The organism is bacterium, assembly GCA_021157605.1.
Classification (GTDB): domain Bacteria; phylum Patescibacteriota; class UBA1384; order JAGGWG01; family JAGGWG01; genus JAGGWG01.
The window spans coordinates 1-21325 of record JAGGWG010000020.1 but is presented as its reverse complement, the minus strand read 5'-3'; the positions used below and the strand labels follow the sequence as shown (position 1 = coordinate 21325).

At 37.1% G+C, this 21325-nt stretch carries 18 protein-coding genes; 14 read left to right on the top strand and 4 right to left on the bottom strand.

Going from position 1 to position 21325, the window contains the following annotated elements; translation table 11 throughout:
- Positions 1-30 precede the first annotated feature (30 nt).
- From rplU to secF, 14 genes are all read left to right on the top strand, one after another.
- The gene (gene rplU / locus J7K05_02610; protein MCD6195059.1) at positions 31-396 is read left to right on the top strand and encodes a 50S ribosomal protein L21; all 366 of its coding nucleotides are present in this window, start codon (positions 31-33) and stop codon (positions 394-396) included.
- A 5-nt stretch (positions 397-401) separates the two neighbouring features.
- Positions 402-593: a preprotein translocase subunit SecE gene (gene secE, locus J7K05_02605; protein ID MCD6195058.1), complete on the top strand. Its 192-nt coding sequence runs from the start codon at positions 402-404 to the stop codon at positions 591-593.
- A 10-nt stretch (positions 594-603) separates the two neighbouring features.
- Complete coding sequence (gene nusG / locus J7K05_02600) at positions 604-1209, top strand: transcription termination/antitermination factor NusG (GenBank protein ID MCD6195057.1); 606 nt, start codon at positions 604-606, stop codon at positions 1207-1209.
- 14 nt (positions 1210-1223) lie between these two features.
- Complete coding sequence (gene rplK / locus J7K05_02595) at positions 1224-1652, top strand: 50S ribosomal protein L11 (GenBank protein ID MCD6195056.1); 429 nt, start codon at positions 1224-1226, stop codon at positions 1650-1652.
- A 47-nt stretch (positions 1653-1699) separates the two neighbouring features.
- The gene (locus J7K05_02590) at positions 1700-3952 is read left to right on the top strand and encodes a DEAD/DEAH box helicase (GenBank protein MCD6195055.1); all 2253 of its coding nucleotides are present in this window, start codon (positions 1700-1702) and stop codon (positions 3950-3952) included.
- A 45-nt stretch (positions 3953-3997) separates the two neighbouring features.
- Positions 3998-5020: a DNA-processing protein DprA gene (dprA, locus tag J7K05_02585; GenBank protein MCD6195054.1), complete on the top strand. Its 1023-nt coding sequence runs from the start codon at positions 3998-4000 to the stop codon at positions 5018-5020.
- The gene (topA, locus tag J7K05_02580) at positions 5017-7053 is read left to right on the top strand and encodes a type I DNA topoisomerase (GenBank protein MCD6195053.1); all 2037 of its coding nucleotides are present in this window, start codon (positions 5017-5019) and stop codon (positions 7051-7053) included. The genes dprA and topA overlap by 4 nt, the downstream gene beginning before the upstream one ends.
- Before the next feature lie 5 nt (positions 7054-7058).
- On the top strand, positions 7059-7670 hold the full coding sequence (gene recR / locus J7K05_02575; GenBank protein MCD6195052.1) for a recombination protein RecR: 612 nt from the start codon (positions 7059-7061) through the stop codon (positions 7668-7670).
- Between the two features lie 64 nt (positions 7671-7734).
- A complete protein-coding gene (locus tag J7K05_02570; protein ID MCD6195051.1) occupies positions 7735-7905 on the top strand; it encodes a hypothetical protein in 171 nt (56 codons plus the stop codon).
- Positions 7906-7938: 33 nt separating this feature from the next.
- Entirely contained in the window at positions 7939-9282 is a 1344-nt protein-coding gene (gene cysS / locus J7K05_02565; protein ID MCD6195050.1) for a cysteine--tRNA ligase, read from the top strand.
- Positions 9272-10258: a tRNA-dihydrouridine synthase family protein gene (locus J7K05_02560; protein ID MCD6195049.1), complete on the top strand. Its 987-nt coding sequence runs from the start codon at positions 9272-9274 to the stop codon at positions 10256-10258. The genes cysS and J7K05_02560 overlap by 11 nt, the downstream gene beginning before the upstream one ends.
- Positions 10240-10950 carry an RNA pseudouridine synthase gene (locus tag J7K05_02555; protein ID MCD6195048.1) on the top strand — a complete coding sequence of 237 codons (711 nt, stop codon included), beginning with the start codon at positions 10240-10242 and terminating at the stop codon, positions 10948-10950. The genes J7K05_02560 and J7K05_02555 overlap by 19 nt, the downstream gene beginning before the upstream one ends.
- Before the next feature lie 5 nt (positions 10951-10955).
- Positions 10956-12236, top strand: a complete 1281-nt coding sequence (gene secD, locus J7K05_02550; GenBank protein MCD6195047.1) for a protein translocase subunit SecD — start codon at positions 10956-10958, stop codon at positions 12234-12236.
- A complete protein-coding gene (gene secF, locus J7K05_02545) occupies positions 12233-13132 on the top strand; it encodes a protein translocase subunit SecF (GenBank protein ID MCD6195046.1) in 900 nt (299 codons plus the stop codon). Before secD ends, secF begins: the two co-directional genes overlap by 4 nt.
- A gap of 850 nt (positions 13133-13982) precedes the next feature.
- On the opposite strand, the gene J7K05_02540 is transcribed toward secF, so the two are convergent.
- From J7K05_02540 to J7K05_02525, 4 genes are all read right to left on the bottom strand, one after another.
- Complete coding sequence (locus J7K05_02540) at positions 13983-16508, bottom strand: ATP-binding protein (protein MCD6195045.1); 2526 nt, start codon at positions 16506-16508, stop codon at positions 13983-13985.
- Between the two features lie 247 nt (positions 16509-16755).
- Positions 16756-17739: a hypothetical protein gene (locus J7K05_02535; protein MCD6195044.1), complete on the bottom strand. Its 984-nt coding sequence runs from the start codon at positions 17737-17739 to the stop codon at positions 16756-16758.
- Positions 17740-17818: 79 nt separating this feature from the next.
- A complete protein-coding gene (locus J7K05_02530) occupies positions 17819-19900 on the bottom strand; it encodes a hypothetical protein (protein MCD6195043.1) in 2082 nt (693 codons plus the stop codon).
- Between the two features lie 14 nt (positions 19901-19914).
- A partial coding sequence (locus tag J7K05_02525; protein MCD6195042.1) for a hypothetical protein occupies positions 19915-21325 on the bottom strand: 1411 nt, incomplete at its 5' end.

Below are 21325 nucleotides of genomic sequence, written 5' to 3'. Positions count from 1 at the left end.
TGTTAAAATTCTGGAGTTAAAAATTTTCTTATGGCAAAGACAAAAACTCAAAACAAAACTTCTCAATCCCAAAAGAAAAAGCTGAAGGTGGCGGTGATTTTTTTGTCTGGGCAGCAGTTTTTAATAAAAGAAGGGGAGGAGTTTTTGGTTGATTATCTTAAGGGCAAGAAAAGCCTTAAAATCAAGCCTTATTTGGTTGTTGACGGCAATAAGGTTTTAATAGGAAAACCAGAAGTCAGGAGTTATGTTTGTCATCTTAAGGTAGTAGAGTCAGAACTAAAGGGAGAAAAAAAGATAGCCTTTAAATACAAGCCAAAAACAGGCTATCACCGCAAAAAGGGGGTTCGTACTCTTTATTCTTTAGTCAGAGTGGAGAGTATAAAACAAGGTAAATAAAGATTATGTTGGCTAAAATAAGAGATTTTTTTCAAGGGGTAGTTAGGGAGACAAAACAGATCCAGTGGCCAAAAAGAGAGGTAGTGGTTTATAACGCTGTTATTGTTATTATTGCTATTTTGATTTCCATTTTAGTTGTAGCTGGTATTGACTATGTGTTAGCCAAGTTAATAAATTGGTATGTGGCTTTAAAATAAAATAAAAGCTATGGCAAAAGCAGAAAAGAAAAAAAGCAAGAAAAAAAAGATAGACTCTAAGCGCAAACAAGGATTTAAGCTTTCTTCCCATCCTAAGGCGCGGTGGTATGTGATTCATGCCAATTCTGGTTATGAGGATCGGGTGGTGAAGCAGCTTAAACAACGGGTCAAATCTTTCGGTATGGAAGACAAAATTTTTCAAGTCATTGCTCCTAAGGAGAAACAGATAGAGCTTAAAGGAGGGGAGAAAAAAGTAATAAAAAAGCATATTTACCCGGGTTATGTTTTGGTAGAGATGATAGTGGATAATGCTTCTTGGTATGTGGTGCGTAACACCCCCGGCGTGACTGGGTTTTTAGGTTTTGGCACACGTCCCTCGCCAATCAACCCCAAAGAACTAAATGAAATTTTTGGTCGGATTAAAAGACAGGAGCCTGTTTATGCGGCTGATTTTAAGGCAGGAGAACATGTCCGCATTACTCGGGGTACATTTAAGGATTTTGAAGGGGTAGTAGAGGAAGTAGATGAATCCAAAGGTAAACTTAAGGTTTTGGTAAATATGTTTGGTCGGGAGACTCCTGTTGAGGTGGAGTTTAACCAAGCGCGCAAAATCTAAAATAATAATAAGTTATGGCAAAAGAGATAGAAGTAAAGTTTAAAATTCAGGCTAAAGCAGGCGAAGCTACTCCTGCACCTCCTTTGGGTCCGGCTTTGGGCCAGTACGGAGTGAATATTGTTGAGTTTTGCAATAAGTTTAATCAGCTTACTCAAGAAAACAAAGGTATGAAGGTGACAGCTGAGGTAGTGGTTTATAAAGACAGAACATTTGATTTGGTAGTAAAGACACCGCCTGTTTCAGAATTAATTAAAAAAACTCTTAATATTGCCAAAGGTTCGGGTGAACCTAATAAGAAAAAAGTAGGCAGATTAACTCGCCAGCAGATTGAGGAAATAGCTAAAATAAAGATGCCTGATCTTAATACTAATGATTTAGAAGCAGCGATGAAGATAGTGGTAGGTACAGCTAAAAGTATGGGTATAGAGACAGAAGAGATATAAGGTGTAAACAAGAGGAGATAATATTTTGAACTCCACATAAAAGCTACATGGAAATGCGGCCGTTAGAAAAAATAATAACAGGGTTCGCTGCTGAACCCGAAGTTCAGCGCACTCTCTCTTTTTTAAAAAAAGGAGAGGTTCCTCAAGCTCCAGAGCTTTTTCTATATATTGTGCGACACATATCGGCCAAAGAGAGAGGGGAGGGTATTTGGCTGAGGCAAGGCAAAGATTATTCCCAGAGAGTTTTGCGCCAGAAATTTTCTGCTTTGGGTTTTGTTGAATCCCCCCTAGTTTATGAAAAAGGGCAATTTTCTTTTAGAGGAGAGGTGGTTGATTTTTGGGATAATGTTTCTTTGTATCCCGTGCGTTTAGAGTTTTTTGACCAGACTCTTGAGAGGATCTATTTTTTTGACCAACGCAGCCAAAAATCTCTTGAGATAGTTGATTCCCTTTTTGTTTATCCCATAAAGTTTTCTGAACTTAAACATTCAGAATCTTTAATTTTATGTAAGCCCCATTCCTATTCAACTTTCAAAGAAGTAATCCGTTTGGCGCATTCTTCTCAACAACGAGTGGTTCTCTTTTCCCGTTATGAATTAGCTTTGAAGGCTTTGGCTAAAAAGGCAAAAATATATTTTTTACCTCCTTTGGATTTTTCTGGTTTTAGTTTGGGCCGCTGGCATTTTTTTACTGACAAAGATTTTCAAAAAAAGATTAAAATTCGTCGTTTTAAGAGCATAACTGATTTTTCTGTTGGCGATTATGTAGTCCATATTGATCACGGAATTGCTAAACTAGAGGGTATTGGTCCTAAACAACTGCCTTTGAGTTTAGATGAGCAAGTCCTGCCTCAAGCGGAGAGAAGAGAATTTTACTATCACTTGCGTTTTCAAAATAATGCTTATTTGTATGTTCCCTTAAAAGAAAAAAGACGGCTGACTAAATATATTGGTCTTAAGCCTCATCTTTCCTCTCTTGGCAAAAGTGGGTGGGAAAAAACAAAAATATTGGCAGAGGCAGAAGCAGAAAAACTGGCTAAAAAGCTTTTTGCCCTTTATAAAAGTTTAAAAAGGCAGAAAATAGAGATCAAAAGATTTGGACAATTTTTTTTAAAGCATCTGGAAAAAACCTGTCCTTTTAGTTTGACCCCTGCCCAAAAAAAGGCTTTGCAGGAAATTCAAAACTTGTTATTTCAGAAGAGGCCTTTTGACCATCTTTTGATCGGTCCAGCAGGTTCAGGCAAAACTGAGGTGGCGTTGCGGGTAGCTTCTTTATTTTTACCTGATAAGCAGGTTGTTTTTTTAGCTCCCACTACTATTTTGGCTCAACAGCAGTATTTGGTTTTTAAAGAGCGTTTGCAAAACCTGCCCGTTAGGGTCGCCTTGGTTTGCAGTCTGCAAAAAGAAAAGAAGAATCAGGAAATAATAAAGAAGTTTAATGAAGGAAAGATTGATTTGCTTATTGGCACCCACAAGCTTTTGTTCGCTTCTTTAGAAGCTGAAAATTTAGGTTTGGCAGTTATTGATGAGGAACAGCGTTTTGGTGTGAAACAAAAAGAAAAGTGGCGTCTTAAAAATCCTTCCCTAAGTGTTCTTTCCTTAACCGCTACCCCCATACCTCGCACCCTTTATCTTTCTCTTTCTAAAATCAAAACAATGTCTGTTTTAGAAGGGTGGGTTGAAAGAAAAATCAAAGACAGGGTTCTTTCCCAAAGTGATTGGTCCCGGATTGAAAAAGTAATTAAGAGGGCAGCCAAGAAGAAAAAAGGCGTTTATTTTGTGGCTCCTTTAATTAAAGATGTTTTAAACATATCTTCAAAACTTAAATTCATGGGGTTTGAGGTGGCTGTGGCTCACGGCCGGATGCCTAAGGATAAGCTGGCTCAGGCTTTAAGCCGTTTTTCTTTGCGAAAAGTAGATGTGTTGGTGGCTACTGCTATTGTAGAGCATGGTTTAGATATTTCCGGAGCGCAGACAATGATTCTCTGGTATGGCTCCAGGTTGGGTATAGGAGATCTTTATCAGTTGCGAGGGCGTATTGGTCGTGCTGGCCAAGTTTCTTATTTTTGGGTGGCTGTGCCTAAAAAATTGCCCGATAGTTCTTATGAAAGGTTAGTAGATTTTCTCTCGCTGATAAAAGAGCCGCAAGCGTTTTATAAAATCTCTTTGAGGGATTTGGAGAAAAGGGGAGAGGGAGAGATATTTGGCAAACGCCAGCATGGAATCATAAACCAAGTAGGGGCTTATCTTTTTAGTGAAATGGTTTCTCAAGCTTGGGAGAAAATAAAACAAAAAGATTAAAATTTTTTGTTGATTCTAAAAAATTTTGCCACTATCTTTTAATTAATGCGTTTTGTTGATTTTTGTTTAGCTAATGCTTTGCCTTCCCAAAAGGATTTTTTAGCTCTTAAGTCTGCCCAAGCTCTGAATTCTCGCTATCTTAAAAATCCCAGACCTCTCAAGGGTGTGAGCCGCAGTTTTTATAAACGTTTAGAAAGTTTAAATCTCTCGGCTTTAGAAAAAGAGTTTAAAGAAGCAAAAGAGTTTAATCTTTTGCGTCTAGACCAAAAAAATTACCCCCAAATTTTAAAAGAGATTGCTGATCCCCCGGTTTATCTTTTTGTTTGGGGCAAAAGTAAAAGTTTAAGTCAGCGTTCTTTGTCTTTTGTAGGAGCAAGACGGGCGACTTTGTACGGCAAGAAAGCTGTTTTTAATTTAATTTTTAATCTTGTCTGTCCTTGGGTGATTGTTTCTGGCTTAGCTGTGGGTATTGACAGCTTTGCTCATCAAGCAGCTTTAGAGTCAGACCATAAAACAGTGGCGGTTTTGGGTTCTGGTTTTTTAGCTCTTTATCCTTCTCTTAACCAGGGGCTGGCGGAAAAAATAGTAAGAAGCGGCGGAGCGGTCATTAGTGAGTATCCGCCGCGATTTAAGCCAGAGAGATACTATTTTTTAGCCCGCAATCGTATTATTGCCGGTTTAAGCTTAGCTACAGTAGTAGTTGAGGCTGGAGAAAAATCTGGGTCATTGAGTACTGCCAGTTATGCGGCTCGTTATGGCAGGGAGGTTATGGCGGTTCCGGCTAATATATTCCGCTTGACAAGCAAGGGTTGCTTTACTTTAATGAGGCAAGGTGCCAAACCTGTTTTTGAGGCTAAAGATATTGAGGAGGAGTTTATTAGTTTTTGGCCCAAAACAAAGAACAAAAAGTCAGATTCTCTGCTTTTGTTTTTGTCTCAGCCCAGATATATAGAGGAGGTTCAAAAACATCTTGGCTTGAGTGCTTCAAAAACCTTGGCTAAACTGAGTGAGTTAGAGGTCAAAGGTAAAATAAAAAATCTTGGCTCAGGATTTTATCAAGCTTTATGAAACAAAAAGTTATTATTGTTGAGTCTCCAGCAAAAGCCCGGACTATCTCCCGTTTTTTAAAGGATTTTTCTGTCCTTTCCTCTTATGGGCATATCAGAGATTTGCCCCGTTCTAAGCTTGGAGTAGAGATAAAAAAGAATTTTGCTCCTCAGTATAGGATTTTGCCTCAGAAAAAGGCAGTTATCAGTCAGCTTAGAAAAGCAGTTAAGGACGCAGAGGTTTATTTGGCTACTGATTTTGACAGAGAAGGGGAAGCTATTGCTTGGCATTTGCAGGAAATTTTGAAACTTAAAGATCCTAAGCGTATTACCTTTCATGAGATTACTCCAAGGGCAATAAAAGAGTCATTAAAAAAGCCGCGCCAGATTTTAGAAGATTTAGTGGGAGCGCAGAAAGCTCGCCGCATTATTGATCGTCTTTTTGGTTATAAGCTCTCTCCTTTTTTATGGCGCAAGATTCTTAGGGGTTTGTCTGCTGGTCGTGTCCAGTCTGCAGCTTTGCGTTTGCTGGTTGAAAGGGAAAAAGAGATTAAAGAGTTTCAGCCAAAAGATTATTTTGTCCTGCAGGCAGATTTTAAAAAAGGTTCTCAATTTAGCGCTCGCTTGCACCAGATAGGTAAAAAAGTTTTGGATAAGTTTTATTTTAAGAACAAAAAAGAAGTGGAAAAGATAAAAGAAAAGCTTAAGAATAGAGAGTTTCAGGTACAAAAAATCATTTCCCGCAGCAAGTTTGTTTCTCCGCCAGCACCTTTTATTACCGCTACTTTACAGCAGGATGCTTTTCAACGTTTGGGTTTTACTGCCAAAAAGACGATGTTTTTAGCTCAACAACTTTATGAGGGTGTAGAGATTTCAGGAAAAAGGATTGGTCTTATTACTTATATGCGTACTGATTCTCCCACTTTAGCTCAAGAAGCAGTAGAGAAAATTAGAGCTTTTGTGCAAAATAAGTTTGGCTCTAAATTTTTGTCTAAATCAATTAAAAAGTATAAAGCTCCTAAAAATGCGCAGGAAGCACATGAAGCTATCAGACCGACTGATATCGGGCTTTCTCCGGACAAGGTTAAACCTTTTTTAGAAAAAGATCAGTTGCGTCTTTATGAGCTTATTTTTTGGCGGACAGTTGCTTCACAGATGAAGCCAGCAGAGTTTAAAGAAAATACTATTTATCTTTTAGCTCAGGCAGATAAGGATTATGTGTTTTTAGCCAAAGGCCTAAAGCAGGTTTTTGAAAGTTTTTTAAAAATTTATCCTTATTGGATGTCGACCTCTATTATTCCTAATTTAACAGAGGGAGAAAAACTCAAGCCCCTGGATTTGCAGGTTTTGGCTTTTCAAACTAAACCTAAAGCTCGCTATACTGAAGCCAGCTTAGTGAAAAAGCTCAAGGATTTAGGCATTGGTCGGCCTTCTACCTATGCGCCGATTATAGATATTCTTTACAAGCGCCACTATATTGAACGGAAAAAACGCTATCTTTTTCCTACTGATTTGGGTGAAAAAGTAACAGAATTTTTGCTCAAACATTTTCCTCATCTTGTTGATTATCAATTTACTGCTGAAATGGAGAAAGAGCTGGACGAGATTGCTCTTGGCAAGAGAGAGTGGAGCAAGGTAGTAGCAGAGTTTTATGGTCCTTTAGAAAAACTGCTGAAAGAAAAGGATGCGCAGATTAAAAAGACAAAGGAAACTGAAGTTGAGGTTTTAAAAAGAAAATGTCCTAAATGTGGTGGTGAATTAGTGGTTAAATTTGGTCGTTTTGGCAAATTCATTAGTTGCCGCAATTTCCCGAAGTGTAATTATAAAGAGTCTTTAAATAATCAAGACAATTTAGAGCAGGAGTTAAGCGCTAAAGAAAAAAAGAGATTAAAAGAACTCCGCCGAGAGCATCCTAAGTGTCCGGAATGCGGCGGAAAGCTTGTTTTGCGAAAAAGCAGATTTGGTTATTTTTTGGGTTGTGCCAACTATCCTAAATGCCGTTTGATTTTGCCTTTTTATGAATCTAAAAAGAACAAGAAAGACAAGATTAAATAAAGACTATGGCTTTTTATCCTAAAAAATTCCGCTTTTTAATATCTAAACTGAAAAAACTGCCCCAGATTGGGGAGAAAACAGCTGAACGGCTGGCTAACTTTATTTTTAAAATGGACCCCTCTGAACTGGAGGAGTTTATTGCTGCGCTTAAAGGTGTTGGAGAGCTAAAAGAGTGTCCGCGCTGTTTTAACCTTTCTGATGGGGGTGAATGTCTGATTTGCCGGGATAAAAAACGTCGCCAAGATATTATTGCTGTAGTAGAAACCCCCCTACATATTCAGCCTTTAGAGAGAGCGGGGTTTAGGGGTGTTTATTTTGTTTTGGGAGGCTTAGTTGCTTCATATTTAGCTGACGAGGAGGAATTACACACAAAAGAGCTTTTACAGAGGATTAAAAAAGAAAAGCCCAAAGAAGTAATTTTGGCTTTTGATTCATCTCTTGAGGGTGAGGCTACAGCGATGTATGTTAACAAAGAGATTAAAAACCTTAGCCCAAATATAAAAATTTCCCGTTTGGCTGCCGGCCTCCCTATTGGAGCAGATTTAGAATACACAGATGAAACCACCTTAAGAGAAGCTTTAAAAGGGCGAAAAGCAATAGACAAAAGCGACGATTAGATTTTTTCCACTTGACAAAAAAAGTCAGCCCTTTATTTTGAAAAAGTACCCTAAAATAAAACCTATGCCGCGATTTCGTTGTGAAAACTGCAGTTTTGAAACTAAAGATGAAACTTTACCCGAGTGTCCTGTTTGTGGGGGTTATCTGGCTCAGGTAGAGGAAGAGGCCGAGGTGCCCAAGATGGACAGCTTAGATTTGGAAGATGAGGAGAATATCTGGGATACGGGAATCTGAGATTTGCCTAAAACCTTTTATTATCAGTTAATAATGCTTAAATTTTATAACACTCTTACCAAAAGAAAGCAGAAATTTCGGCCGTTGTCCAAAACACAGATTACTATGTATGTTTGCGGTCCTACTGTTTACTCTTTAGACCACTTAGGACACGGCAGAGTAGGGGTTTTTTACGATGTAGTGCGGCGGTACTTTAAATTTAGCCAAAAGAGGGTTCTTTTGGTGCAAAATATTACTGATGTTGGTCATTTAACTGAAGGGGAAGAACCAGAGGACAAAATAGTCAAAGAAGCAAGACGACAAGGCAAAGAGCCGCTTGAGATTGCGCGTTATTTTGAAAAAAAACACCTTGAAGCAATGGATAAATTAAATGTATTGCGGCCTACTTTTGCTCCCCGGGCTTCAGATTTTATTCCCCAAATGATTAAGTTTATTCAAAAATTGCTCAAAAAAGGCTATGCCTATGAAAGCAAAACAGGGGTTTATTTTTCAGTGGCAAAAATTAAGGACTATGGGTTTTTGTCTGGCCGATTGAGGCCTGAAGAACAAAGAAAAGGGGTGCGTGTTATTGCCAAAGAGGATAAAAAAGAAGCCAGAGATTTTGCCCTTTGGGTTAAGGCTGAGCCAGGTCATTTATTGCAGTGGGAAAGTCCGTGGGGTAAAGGTTATCCGGGGTGGCACATTGAGTGTTCTACAATGATCCATGAGCTTTTAGGTTTTCCTATTGATATTCATGGCGGTGGTGTAGATCTAATTTTCCCCCATCATGAAAATGAAAGAGCGCAAGGTTTAGCTTTTAGCGGAGATGAGCCAGTAAGATATTATCTTCATCTAGGGCAGGTTATGATTGAAGGCAAAAAGATGTCTAAGTCTTTGCAAAATGTTGCTCTTTTAGAAGATCTGTTGGCTGAATATCCGGTTGATTGGATCAGATTGTCGCTACTTTTGACTCATTATCGTAAACCTTTAGATTTCAAGCGTTCCCGAATTCAAGAGTTAGCTAAAATCGTCAGCCGTTTGAGAGAAGCAAAAGAAAAAGCCCCTGCAAGCAGTTCTCACGATAAAGCAGTATTAGGAGAGATAAAGAGGGCTATTGAAGATGATTTTAATTTTGCTTTGGCAATAAGTATATGGGATAAAGAGAGAGAAAAGATTTCCAAAACTTTGTTTAAAAGTCTAACTTCAATTTTTGGTTTAAAGTTAGAGCCGGAAAAAGTGCCAGATGAGATTTGGCAACTGGCTAAACAAAGAGAAAAATTGAGAAATGCCAAAAAGTTTGTGCAGGCAGATAGAATTAGAAAAAAAATTGAATCTTTAGGTTTTGTTGTTGAGGATTCTGCTAGCGGTTTCAGAATAAAGCGCAAGGATGAACTCTAAGTTTGATTGGTCTCTGAGAAAAGTTGGTTTAGGCCCAATGGAGTCTTATACTGATTCTTGTTTTCGCCAGATTGCCCGTTCTTTTGGGGCGGATTTTGTTTTTACTGAGATGATACCGGCTGAGGGGTTGGTGCGGCGGCTGAAGCCTATTTTTTTAAAACTTAAATTTAAAAAAAGGGAGCGGCCGCTTGTGGCTCAGCTTATAGGTAGAAAAGGGAAGGTTTTAGCTGAAGCAGCTGAAATTTTAGAAAAAGAGATAAAAGTAGATGCTATAGATCTTAATTTTGCCTGTCCGGTTAAAAATGTTTTAAAGCAGAAAATGGGTGGTTTTTTGCTTAGAGAGGTGAAGGAACTCCTCTCTCTTCTTGATATTGTGCGACGCAAAACTACCCTTCCCCTTTCTTTAAAAACAAGATCAGGTTTTAGCAGTAAGAAGGAGATTTTAAAATGGGCTGGAGAGTTAAACAAAATAGGGGTTGATGCTTTGATTTTGCATCCGCGCACAGTAAAACAAAAGTTTGGCGGCAGAGCTGACTGGAATCTGTTTAATTTGGTAAAACAAAAATTAAGTATTCCTTTAATAGCCACTGGTGATATTTTTTCCCAAAAGGATTTGGCTCGTTTGTTTTTAAAAGCAAAACCTAATGGCGCTTTAGTTGCCCGCGGCGCTTTGGGAAACCCCTGGATATTTGAAAACTTAGATTTAATTAAAGAGAACCCACAGAGGTTTTTGAATAGTCGGGGCTGGCAAAAAGCAGAGCCGCTACTAGCAGAGCGCAAAAAGGTAATTAAAGAGCATTTTGGTTTAGCCCAAGAGTTATACGGGGAAAATGCCTGGTTTTATTTTCGGCCCCATATATTTTGGTATTTAAAAAATTTTTTTGGCAGCAAAAAATGGCGGATTCGTTTTGGCAAGGTGAAAGATACATCAGAAGCTAAAAAATTAATTAAGGAGCTATGCAAGCCAGAATCATAAAAGAAGGCAAAGATTTTTTAGTTGTTTTTAAGCCTCCCTTTGTGCTTTCAGAAAAGATATCGCCTTTAATTTGCCACCGCTTGGATTTTGAGACTTCAGGCTTGCTTTTAGTGGCTAAGGACAAAAAATCCTTAAAGTTTTTGCAAAAGCAGTTTAAAGAGAGAAAAGTAAAAAAAGAATATCTGGCTGTTGTTTTGGGCAAGTTTAGAGAAAAAGAAGTCAAGGTTGAGGGGTTATTGCGCAGAGGGGATAAGAAACCTTTTACTTTTGAGCCACTGGTTTTTGTTAGCCAGAAAGAGGCTCTTGACCATAAGAGTTTTAGAGTTTTGGGCAAAAAGGCACGCTATTCCTTTTCTTTTTTTAAGCTTATATCTGCTAAAAAGATAACTATTTTTAAAGATAAAAAATATCAGCAATTTAATTTTTTGAGTTTAATTAAAGCTCAGCCACACACAGGAAGGCGGCATCAAATCAGGGTTCATCTCAGCCATCTTGGTTATCCGATTTTGGGGGATAAAATTTATGCTTCAAAGTTAAGCAAAAAAGCAAGCAAAATTTTAGACATTTCGCATTTGCAGCTTTTTTCAGTTTCCCTTTCTTTTTTAACACCTCAAGGGAAAGAAGAGAGGGTGAGTTTAAAGATTAAAGATTTAGATCTTAGTTGCAAAGTAAAGAAAGCTTTTCTATCATAGAGTTTGTGATTTGGTTAAAAAAACATTTTTGGCGTTTGTTTTTAATTTTTGCTTTATTAGTTTTAGGTTTGTTGATTATTTTACCTTGGGGAAATAAGATTTTGCATCATGATTTTCCTTTGCGTTTGGGATTGGATCTCAAGGGAGGTGCCCACCTTCTTTACCAGCTGGACCTTTCCAATATAGAGGCTAAGGATCGGAATGCGGCTTCAGATTCTACTTTGGAAGTAATACGTAATCGCGTAGACAAGTTTGGTATAGGTGAACCAGTGATTAATCCTGTTGCTGTTTCTGGTAAGCGGGGGATTCTGGTTGAGTTGCCGGGTATAAAAGATTTAGAGGAAGCTAAGGAGCTGATAGGTCAGACTGCCCAGCTTGAGTTTTGGGAGCAAACTGAAGACAAAAAATATCAAAATAATGAGGTTTTGCCTGGCTTTAAGCCGACTGAACTTTCTGGCAAAGATCTAAAAAGGGCTCAGCCTACAGTTAATCAGCAAACACAAGAGTGGGAGGTTTCTATAGAGTTTAATTCCAGAGGGGCTAAACATTTTGAGGAGATAACTAAACGCAATGTTGGCAAGCCTGTAGCCATTGTTTTAGATAATAAAGTTGTTTCTCTGCCTATAGTTAGAGAGGCAATTGTTGGCGGCAAAGCGGTGATTACTGGCCAGTTTACCCCCCAAGAAGCTAAGCGGCTATCTATTCAGCTCAATGCTGGTGCTTTGCCAGTGCCTATTAAATTGGTTGAGGAAAGAACAGTAGAGGCAAGTTTGGGTGAGGAAGCAATACAAAAAAGCTTGGTAGCCGGCATTATTGGTCTTTTTTTGGTGGCTCTTTATATGTTGATAAACTATCGTTATTTTGGCTTTTGGGCTATTGCTGCCCTTTCTATTTATGGAGTTTTAGTTCTCTCCCTTTTTAAATTGGGTGGTTTTACCTTAACCTTATCTGGTATAGCTGGCTTTATTCTTTCTATAGGTATGGCGGTGGACGCTAATATCTTGATTTTTGAACGGACCAAAGAGGAATTTAGATCGGGGTCTGATCTCTCCTTGGCTATTAATGAAGGTTTTAAGAGAGCCTGGCCTTCTATTAGAGATTCTAATGTTTCCAGTCTTTTGATTGCTTTAATTTTATACTCTTTTGGAACTGGCCAAATAAAAGGTTTTGCTGTTACTTTAGGCATTGGGATTTTGATGAGCATGTTTTCAGCTATTACTATTACGCGCACATTTTTACAGGCTTTTGTGCCTGAAAGGGCAGGGAAAATAATAACTAAAAAATGAAATTACCTTTTAGTTTTATAAAATTCAGAAAAGTGTTTTACCTTTTTTCTTTATTGCTTGTTTTGGTTTCCATTCTTTTAGTTGTTTTCTGGCGTTTTAATCTTGGTATAGATTTTGCCGGAGGTAGTGTATTAAAAATTAGGTTTGAAAAAGAAGTGACTAAAGACAGAGTAGCCGCCCAACTAAAACAGGCTGGTTTTGATTATTTTCAAATCCAACCTTCAGAAAAAGAGTATTTTATCCGCACCCAAAACTTAGAGGAGAATGATTATTGCAAGCTCAAAGAAGCTTTAAGAAAAGTAGCTGATTTTAAGGAACTTTCTTATGAGAGTGTTGGCCCTTCAGTCAGTAAGGATTTACAGCGCAAGGCATTATTAGGGGTTGTTCTGGCTTCTATAGCTATTATTTTATATGTAGCTTATGCTTTTCGCAGTGTGCCTGAGGGGTATTCCAGTTGGTTTTTTGGTATAGTGGCAGTTATTGCTTTAATTCATGATGCTCTGATTGTTTTGGGCAGTTTTTCTTTTTTGGGCCATTTTAGTCCAAAAATAGTTATTGATTCTTACTTTATTACCGCTCTTTTGACTACTATTGGCTATTCTGTAAATGATACCATTGTTGTTTTTGACCGTGTCAGAGAAAATCTTATCAAAGAGGAGGGGGCATTAGCTGATTTGGCTGACTTATCTATTTGGCAGACATTGGCTCGTTCAGTGGGAACTGCTTTTACTACTATTTTGGTTCTTTTGTCTTTATACCTCTTAGGAGGGGAGAGTATTAAAAACTTTTCTTTGGCTTTGGCAATCGGAGTAGGTATTGGCACATATTCCTCTATATTTTTAGCCACCCCTCTTTTAGTGGATCTTTTGCAAAGAAAGAAGAAAAAGGTGGTCTAAAGTTTTTGAATAGGGGAGAGGGGGTAGAAAAAATTGTTTTTTGGTTGTTTTTGATCAAAGCAAAAGGTTCAATATTCTGGAAATATTCTTAAACAATTTTGTTGTTTTTTAATTTTCTTTTTTATTTTTTGAAATTAGGCCTTTGCCAGTTCTTATCCCTAAGGTATATTATGTCGCATAAGATACATTGTGCGAAGATATACCAATAACAAACCTCCCTCCTTTCCTTCTACTCTTTTTGCTTTTTTAAGTTTTTTTGTTTTTATTTTTAAAAATATTTTTCTTTTAGCACTTTTTTATAATAATGCCCTTTCTCTTTTTTGTTTTATTGTGATTTTAGTGCTTAAAATATTTTTTGCTGTTTTATTTTTAAACTCTTGTTTTCTTTTTCGTTTTTATAACCTTTTTTATGCCCTTTGTTTTTTATGGCTCTAAAAAACAAAAATAAATGCTTTATTTTTGCCTTATTTGAGGTAAAATATAAAAAACAGCCAAAACTGCCCTTATAAGCCTGTTTTTGGCTTTTTTATATATTCCTAACTAGGTCTTGACTGGCTGTTTGGCAAGTATAGACCTAATTTTTAATTCATTTTCTTGTTCTTTGTTTGTTTTTGGCTTTTTGAAGTTTTAAATTAATTATTTTTTAAAAATTTTTTGTTTGAGCTTTAATTTTTAGTTTTTGTGTTAGTCTTCCCTCTTTTGCTTTTAGTTTTTTGTTTTCTAATGTTTAATTAATAGCCGAAATTTAAAATTTAGGGATTGCAGTATTTTAGACAAATCCACGATTTTGGTTTAGTTTTATTTGCGTCGCACAATATTAAGAGGCTGCTGAATTTTGTTCAGAGTAAAATTAAAGCTCTATCTCCCCTTTTTCTTTTTTTAGTGTGCTATTATTAAGATTGTCTTTTGATTCTTTTTTAGGTTCTTCTTTTTCTTTTAGTGCTTCTTGAATCAGTTTTTTAAGAACTCTTTTTTTCTTTTTTGGTTCTGGCGAAGATTCTTTTTGAGTTGTGGGGTTGTCTTTCTTTTTATTTGGCTTTTCCCTTTTTGAATTGTTTAAAGGAAAATACCAGTAATGGCCAGTTGTGCCTTTGCGTACAAGAAAGGTTTTATCCCCTACTTTTATTTTTTTGGGTTTTACCAAATCCTCAAAAGCCTCAATGATTTTGCTTTGTGCTTGATCTTCTATTTCTTTTTTTACTTTGACTAAAGGTTGGGCATAGATTTTGCGGCTGTGTTCAATTACTTCTTTTGCCAGTCCCTCTTTGCCGTCAAAAGGAGGCAAAGTTTCAGCTGAGAAAGGCGGCGAAGTAATGCCTTTAATAGACATCTTTAGGTAGATATGGAATTTATCCAAATTTATAAGATCTGTTTCTTCAAAAGTGGGCATAAACTCTTTGGCTAAGTAAGGAGCATCTGATGGCCCTACTCTAAAAGATATCAAGGTTCCGACATTGCCAAAAACAGAATCTCTTACCTGCTCTTCCATTTGAGCAATATACTGGTTAGCCATAATGAGGTTTAGGCGGTACTTTCTTGCCTCAGAAAGGATAGTGGCAAAAGCCTCAGTAGCAAAGTTTTGGAATTCATCTACGTAGAGATAGAAATCTTTTCTTTTTTCCGGTTTAATAGAAGCCCGTTCTAAAGCGGCAATCTGAATCTTAGTAATTAACATTGCCCCCAAAAGGCCAGAGGCATCTTCCCCTATTTTGCCCTTGGATAGGTTTATTAAAAGTATTTTTCGTGAGTTCATGATTTCGCCTATATCCAAAGTTGATCTTTTTTGCCCCACAATATTGCGGATTAAGGGTGAAGCCAAGAATTGACCTACTTTATTTTGTATGGGAGCAATAGCTTCAGTGCGGAAACGTTGGTCGTATTGTTCAAACTCAGATATCCAAAATTCTTTTATTACCGGGTCTTTGATGTGTTTTATTACCTCTTGGCGAAAATCTTTATCTACTAAAATTCTGGTTACTCCCAAAAGGGTGGCATCAGGATAGTCTAAAAGAGCTAAAATATCGTTTCTGAGTATATACTCTAATCTCGGTCCCCAAGATTCAGCCCAAATTTTCTTAAATATCCCTACTAGTCCAGAAGCAACAATGGTTTTTAATTCAGGTTTTACATTTTCTAAAAGATTAAAGGCAATAGGATAGTCTTGATCAGCAGGATTAAAATAAACAACATCTTTTATTCTTTCTTTAGGGATAAAATCTAGCAGAGATTCTACTAATTCACCGTGGGGATCAATAACCGCTAACCCTTCCCCTTTTTGAATGTCAGAAATAGCCATATTGTGTAAAACCGTTGATTTGCCGACCCCGGTTTTACCAATAAAGTACATATGGTGTCTGCGGTCTTCTCTTAAAATGCCAAACTCTTTTTTTGAGCCTCTAAAATCAGTAGCAGCAAAAATAGTTAAGTCTTTGTTGATTTTTTTCTTTTTAATAGGCAAATTTTTTGGCGGTTCGCCTTTTTTAGCTCCAGACCAGGCTATTTTCGGAGTTTCTACAGAGACATTGGGTAAATGAAAGAGAGAAGCTAGTTCTTCTACATTAAGGATAAAACCGTCATTAAGAAAATATCTTTTTTGGTATTGATTTAAAGCCTGTGGGTCATCTATAACTACCTTACCCAAGGCAAAACCATTAGCATTAAGAGTATTGAATTGCTTAAAAGAGCCAACTGCACTTTGCAGTTTCCCCTGAGCTGTCTGCGGGTCATTAGCAAAAACTACTAACCTAATTTTTGTTTTATATCCCAGTTTGGTGCTTTTTTGTTCTGCTCCTTCTATGGCTGCCTGCAAAGGGCCGGGAATTTGCACTTCCCCTCCTTCACCGCCACCTGTTTCGCCTCCTTTGGCTGTTTGTATCAGTTCTTTAAGAAAATTGATTAATGTTTTTAAAACACTGCTGGTGCTTAAAGCTAATCCCGGAGTGCGGCCTGTATTCTTTACGCTTTGGGTCCAGTTTAGGCTCTTTTTTTGCCATTCATCAGCTATGGGTCGTACCACAATCTGCACCCAAATCTGTTCGTCTCCTGAGATTTTAGAGAGAATACTAGTTAGTGAAGACAAAGGATCTACTTCAAAGTTGGGAAAGGTTTTGATCGGTAGAATATCTTCTTTGGTAGTAGCGAGTTCCCCTACGGCAAAGTGCGTTTGTGGAGCAAAACGGATGTAATCCTCTACTTTTCTGATTTCTACACTGGGATATTGGGCATAAACTTGGCTTTCAATAAAATCAACTAAATACTTAGGGCAAGCAACATAGAAGTTTATAGCTTGAGGTTTAGAGACTATTTCAAAGCTGATTTGGGATTGGAGATTTTCAGGTAGGTTTTCCTGAAAGATGCCGTGTAAAGCGGCAAACATATTTTCAGCTGCTTCTGGTCCTTTTTCATTTTCTTTGGGAACTGCTAAAGAAAGAAGACTCCACTCCACTTTATCTAACTGTTCTTTGGTGTAGGCTAGTTTCTGCTTTTGGCGATAGTAGTATAATCCTAAAAAAACTCCTGTTAGAGTTAACAATAAAATAAAGCTTGAAGCTGTATCCATATTTCTTATAAAGATATCAGGAAAATACGCAAAAGCAAAGAGGAGAAAAGCAAAAAGATGGTTTTTAAGCTTTGAGTTCTTTTCTAAAGCCAGCTAAATTTAAAAGGATAGTGTTTCTTTTTACTTGGCGTTGTTTTAAGACTTCAGCAATTACTTCTTCCCGGCTGAGTTTGCGATTGGATTTTTTAATGATTTGCGCAATTATGTCTTTAACTGTTCCTTCAGTATATCCCCACTCTTTTAAAGCATATATACCCCTGCCTATTAATGTATATTTATGCCTATGTCTAATGAGCTCATTATGCACTGTAGCTTCAGTTGGTTTTTTGGAATAAAGCTTTTCTTTGCGGATTAGATAAGCTATTTTACTAAAATGCAGAGGTTTTTGGTACTTTTTAAAAATAAAGTCAATTTTAGCTTCAGTTGTTTTAGGATTGATTTCTGGGAAACTTGTTAAACCAATCTTTCCCTCTCTAATATCTACTTCTTTAAGAATGTTGGCCACTTCCTTTAGTTGCTTTGTCTCTATTTTTAATTTTTTAGCTGCTAAACTTATTTTTAAGGCTTGTTTTTCTTTTTTGAATAAAGAAAGCGTTCTCTGAAAGATTTTTTTAATTTTTTTAGGGCTGATTTTAAAAGTAAAAAACGGATTGTTTTTAGAGGTTTCTTTAAAATAACGCAGATGGGGGTTGGCTACCAAGAAAAGAAAAAGAAATGTTTTGCTTTTTTTAGTAGCGTTTTTGGGCAAAAAGATTTTATAAGCGGTTTCAAGAGAGAGAATTCCTGCTTGTTTTTCTACTTTTTTGGCTATTTGTCTGTAGATTTTTATTTTTTTAGCTGCTTTGTGCAGGTTTTTTATCCCCTGATTCTGAATTTGCCGTACTCTTTCGCGAGTAATATGGTAGCGGTTGCCTATTGCTTGTAGGCTTTGTTCTTTGCCATTAATACCAAAACGGGCAAAGAGAACATCTTTTTCTCTTTGCTCTTTGGGGCGTTGCGGCAGAATCTGAAAAAGTTTGTCCAGCTCTTTTTTAGGCTTTACTAACATATAAAAAAATTATTGACATTAGAGCAAAAATTAGCATAAAAAAAGAGAAAAATCAAGAAAAATTATAAAAAATAAAGGATTATCCCAAGTTTACCCTGTAAAGGAGATATTTATTCTGGTTTTCTGCCTCTTCTTCAGAAGAAGCAATTTCAGAAAAAGCAATTTCTCTTTCTTTTTTCCTGCTTAGTTTTTTTGGCTCTTTAGGACCAAAATTATTGTCTGAATTTATTAGTCGGTATCTTATTCCTTCATCTGTAATGCCTGAAATTTTAGCATAACGGCCGCTTATAGTATTATCTCTAACCTCACCCCTAAAGATAATCTCTCCTATTTTTAGAGTTCTGGCTTGTTCAGGAAGAATTTGTTCTCCTATATAATTTTGAGCGTTTTCCAGAAAGATATTTGTGTATGGGTTAGAAGATGGCTCTTCAGGATTAGATTCAAAGGGAGGTTCTCTAAAATAAGGCTTTGTTGGTAGTTGTTTTGTAATCTGGAATGTTTCAGGAGTGTTGTCAGAAGGTTTGGTTTCGGCTTGTTCTTGTGCTGTTTCTTCTGTTTGTTCTTGAGGTTGTTCTTCTGAGGGTTGGTTTTCTATTTCTTCTGGCTGTTCTTGCGGTTGTTTCTCTATTTTTTCTTCAGTTTGTTTTTTTTCTGGTGCGGTTTCTTGAGTTTTCTTTTCTTGCCTTCTTTCTACTGGGTCATAATTCATAAGGAAGAATGTGGGATTAGAGAGAAAAAGCTCTTCTCCTGTTTCAGCATTTCTTAACTTTACTCTTGTCGGAGTTAATTTTTCTAAAATAAACTTTTCTCCAGTTTGCATCTTTTCCCATATAAATCCTTGCCGCATACCATTTATTAGCATATTTTTCAAAGCGACAATTTTTTGACGGCGTTCTTTTGCTCTCTTTTCGCCTTCGTTTCTGCTTCCTTTAAACTCTTTACTGGCTGCTCTTTGGGCAATTGCTAAAAGATAATGATTAGCAAAATATCGATTTTCTCTTAATTTTTTTGGAACTTTTTGAGCTGGTGATTCGCCTTTGTCAGGTTTAATTATTTCGATATCACCGCTTCTTATTAATTTTAGAAAATCACCTGCTGGTATTTGTGATTTTCTTATTTTCCATTTCTTTTCCTCGTTGTCGTATATACACTCTGAAGTTGAAAAGGGAAAAGGGTAGACAGTTTGTACAATATAGTAAGTGTCGCTGTGTTTGTCTTTATATATGCCTCCAGAGATTAATACTATTCTTTCTTTTTTTTCTTTGGCTGGCATCAGTTCTACTTTGAGATCTTTGGAACCTAATTTTTCTTGTGCCCATTTTAAGAGAGGGTCAGATTCAGCTAACTCAATTTCTCTTGTTTCTGTTGCTGGAAATTCGCTCTGTTTTTCACGTGTAGACTCTTGAGTTTTTTCGCCTGTACTAGTTCTTTGGTAAATTTTTTCTGCTTTCTTTTTTGTTTCTTTTGTTTGTTTCCTGGGTTTTGGCTCTTGCTTTCTTTGTTCTCCTTTTTGTTGAGCTGCAGAAAGAGTTTGGATTGGAGAGACGGAAAAACTACTTCTTGGCTGAGATTTTCTTTTGCTGTCTATATTGTATTCCTTTTCTTTTTGTTCAAACTCTCTTTCTAGTGTTTCTGGATCTAGCTTGGCTTGGCTGATTCTTGCTCTTAATCTTGGGGCAAGATCCTCATGGTCTATCTGATATTCTTGATTGTCTTCTGGGTCAGGAGCAAGCTGCCAATTTCCTTTATCTGTAGGTGTGAGTTTTTCAAACCTAACTGTTAGTTTATCACCATCTCTGGCAGCAATATGGATTATTCTTGGGTTGCCTGATTGGTCTTTATAATAATATGATTTTCCTGTTTTTAATGGCGGCAGTTCAGCTCCGGGTTTAACCTCTACTTTAGCAGACAGCTTTTCTTCCTCAAGAGTTGGCAATTCTTTTTGTGTTTCTTCTTCAGTTTTATTTATCTCTGTGGCTGTTTCTGTTTTTGTTATTTCTTCTCCTTCTTTTTCCTGTTTTGTTGTTTCAGCTTCTCCTTCTATCCCTTCACTGCTTGGTTCAGTTGGAGGAGGAGTTGGGGCTGTTTGTTCTTCAGGCATAACAGGGATTTGGGTTTCAGTATCTTGTTCAAGGCTTTGCTCGTTTTTTGGTTTGGTCATTTTTTTGACTTATTTTAAAATTGTTCTATTACTTGGAAGATCGCATTATCATTGTAATCTTTACCTTCATAAACAAGAGTAATGGATTTGCCTTCTTTGGAGGTAAATCTGATTCTTTCTCCGGGAGTTATCTCTTGGCCACTGTAAATAATCTCCTCTTCTTTAACTAACATTTTTGTTTGCGGAAGGATTTCTTCTATTTGTCCTCTTAGATTTATTTTTATACCGCCAAGGTTTCCGATCTCTATTCGTTTTTCTTTTACTGGAGCTTTTTCTGGTTTAGCAATTAGTGGCGTAGGTTTTCGTTCTACTCTTTCTTCTTCGCCTTCCTCTTCCTCCTCTTCCTCCTCTTCTTCCTCTTCTGTTGTTTTTCCACTGGTTGCTGGTTCAGTTGTTTGAAGTTCAGGTTCGGGTTTTTCTTCTTCAGGTTCAGTTGCCTCTGTTATTTCTTGTTCAGGCTCTTCCCTGTCCGGAAGTGGTTTAGTCATATTTTCTAACCTTTCTCTTATTTCTTCCAAGTCTATCTTATCTCCTAAATTTATCTTTATTCTGGCTGCATTAGCCATTTTGTCTCCATCCATCCACATTCGCGCTTTTTCTTGCAGATTGCCGTTTTCATCAGGCTTATAAAAGGTAGCCTCATAAATAACTTTTTGATCATGGGGTGTAACAAATATCTCGTTTATAGTGGCGAAAAACACTTTAGGATCTTCTGATGTTTTTGATGCTAGAGCGTAAAAAGCGTATGTTTCTCCTTTTTCCCAGCGATGTAGAAATTCTGGTTTTGTTGCATTCACAGGATTAAGTTCAAAAATTGCTTCTGCACTTTCTGCTCCTTCTTCTAGAAGTGGCATATCTGGTTTTTGCACCTCTATAGGTTTAGCTTTAGATTGGCGCAGTGTATCCCAAACAACACAGAGGGCACCTGCAGCTGGAGCTAAATCTTTTAGTTTTGGCGCTTGGTAAAATATTTGTTCTAAAGTAGTTAAAGAAGGTGAAGGAGGTAAAGGCTGATTAGGTAAAACAGAGTGCCACATTCCCTGAAGACCCTCTATTCTAAAAGGGGTTAATGGCCAACCTGTGGTTTTAGCAAATTCGATATCTTGGGATCTGATTTGGTAGTAAAGCTGGTCCCCTACTTTAACTACATAGTGGCAAAGGTGATCTCCATCAAAATCTCTCCGGCCTAAGTGTTGAATGTTGGAGAGGTTTTGGGTATGGGAAACCATTTCAGAAAGACTGCCTAAAGCTCCGCCTGCTAGCGCGCCTAAACCATAAAAGGCAGATTTAACAATATTCCACTTTCTTTCCAAGTCTATAATTCTTTGGTGGTGTTTTTGGATTTGTTTTTGGTTTTCATACTGGATTTGATTAAGAATTTGTCCAAAGAGCTGAGAAACATCTTCAGGATTTTTTATTTCTTTT

Bases quoted from the DNA above. Each gene is read 5' to 3' on its own strand.
- J7K05_02530 (MCD6195043.1), bottom strand. From the start codon at position 19,900: ATGACCAAACCAAAAAACGAGCAAAGCCTTGAACAAGATACTGAAACC.
- J7K05_02540 (MCD6195045.1), bottom strand. From the start codon at position 16,508: ATGTTTGCCGCTTTACACGGCATCTTTCAGGAAAACCTACCTGAAAAT.
- J7K05_02590 (MCD6195055.1), top strand. From the start codon at position 1,700: ATGGAAATGCGGCCGTTAGAAAAAATAATAACAGGGTTCGCTGCTGAA.
- recR (MCD6195052.1), top strand. From the start codon at position 7,059: ATGGCTTTTTATCCTAAAAAATTCCGCTTTTTAATATCTAAACTGAAA.
- J7K05_02570 (MCD6195051.1), top strand. From the start codon at position 7,735: ATGCCGCGATTTCGTTGTGAAAACTGCAGTTTTGAAACTAAAGATGAA.
- nusG (MCD6195057.1), top strand. From the start codon at position 604: ATGGCAAAAGCAGAAAAGAAAAAAAGCAAGAAAAAAAAGATAGACTCT.
- J7K05_02560 (MCD6195049.1), top strand. From the start codon at position 9,272: ATGAACTCTAAGTTTGATTGGTCTCTGAGAAAAGTTGGTTTAGGCCCA.
- J7K05_02535 (MCD6195044.1), bottom strand. From the start codon at position 17,739: ATGTTAGTAAAGCCTAAAAAAGAGCTGGACAAACTTTTTCAGATTCTG.
- topA (MCD6195053.1), top strand. From the start codon at position 5,017: ATGAAACAAAAAGTTATTATTGTTGAGTCTCCAGCAAAAGCCCGGACT.
- rplU (MCD6195059.1), top strand. From the start codon at position 31: ATGGCAAAGACAAAAACTCAAAACAAAACTTCTCAATCCCAAAAGAAA.
- cysS (MCD6195050.1), top strand. From the start codon at position 7,939: ATGCTTAAATTTTATAACACTCTTACCAAAAGAAAGCAGAAATTTCGG.
- dprA (MCD6195054.1), top strand. From the start codon at position 3,998: ATGCGTTTTGTTGATTTTTGTTTAGCTAATGCTTTGCCTTCCCAAAAG.
- secE (MCD6195058.1), top strand. From the start codon at position 402: ATGTTGGCTAAAATAAGAGATTTTTTTCAAGGGGTAGTTAGGGAGACA.
- rplK (MCD6195056.1), top strand. From the start codon at position 1,224: ATGGCAAAAGAGATAGAAGTAAAGTTTAAAATTCAGGCTAAAGCAGGC.
- secF (MCD6195046.1), top strand. From the start codon at position 12,233: ATGAAATTACCTTTTAGTTTTATAAAATTCAGAAAAGTGTTTTACCTT.
- J7K05_02555 (MCD6195048.1), top strand. From the start codon at position 10,240: ATGCAAGCCAGAATCATAAAAGAAGGCAAAGATTTTTTAGTTGTTTTT.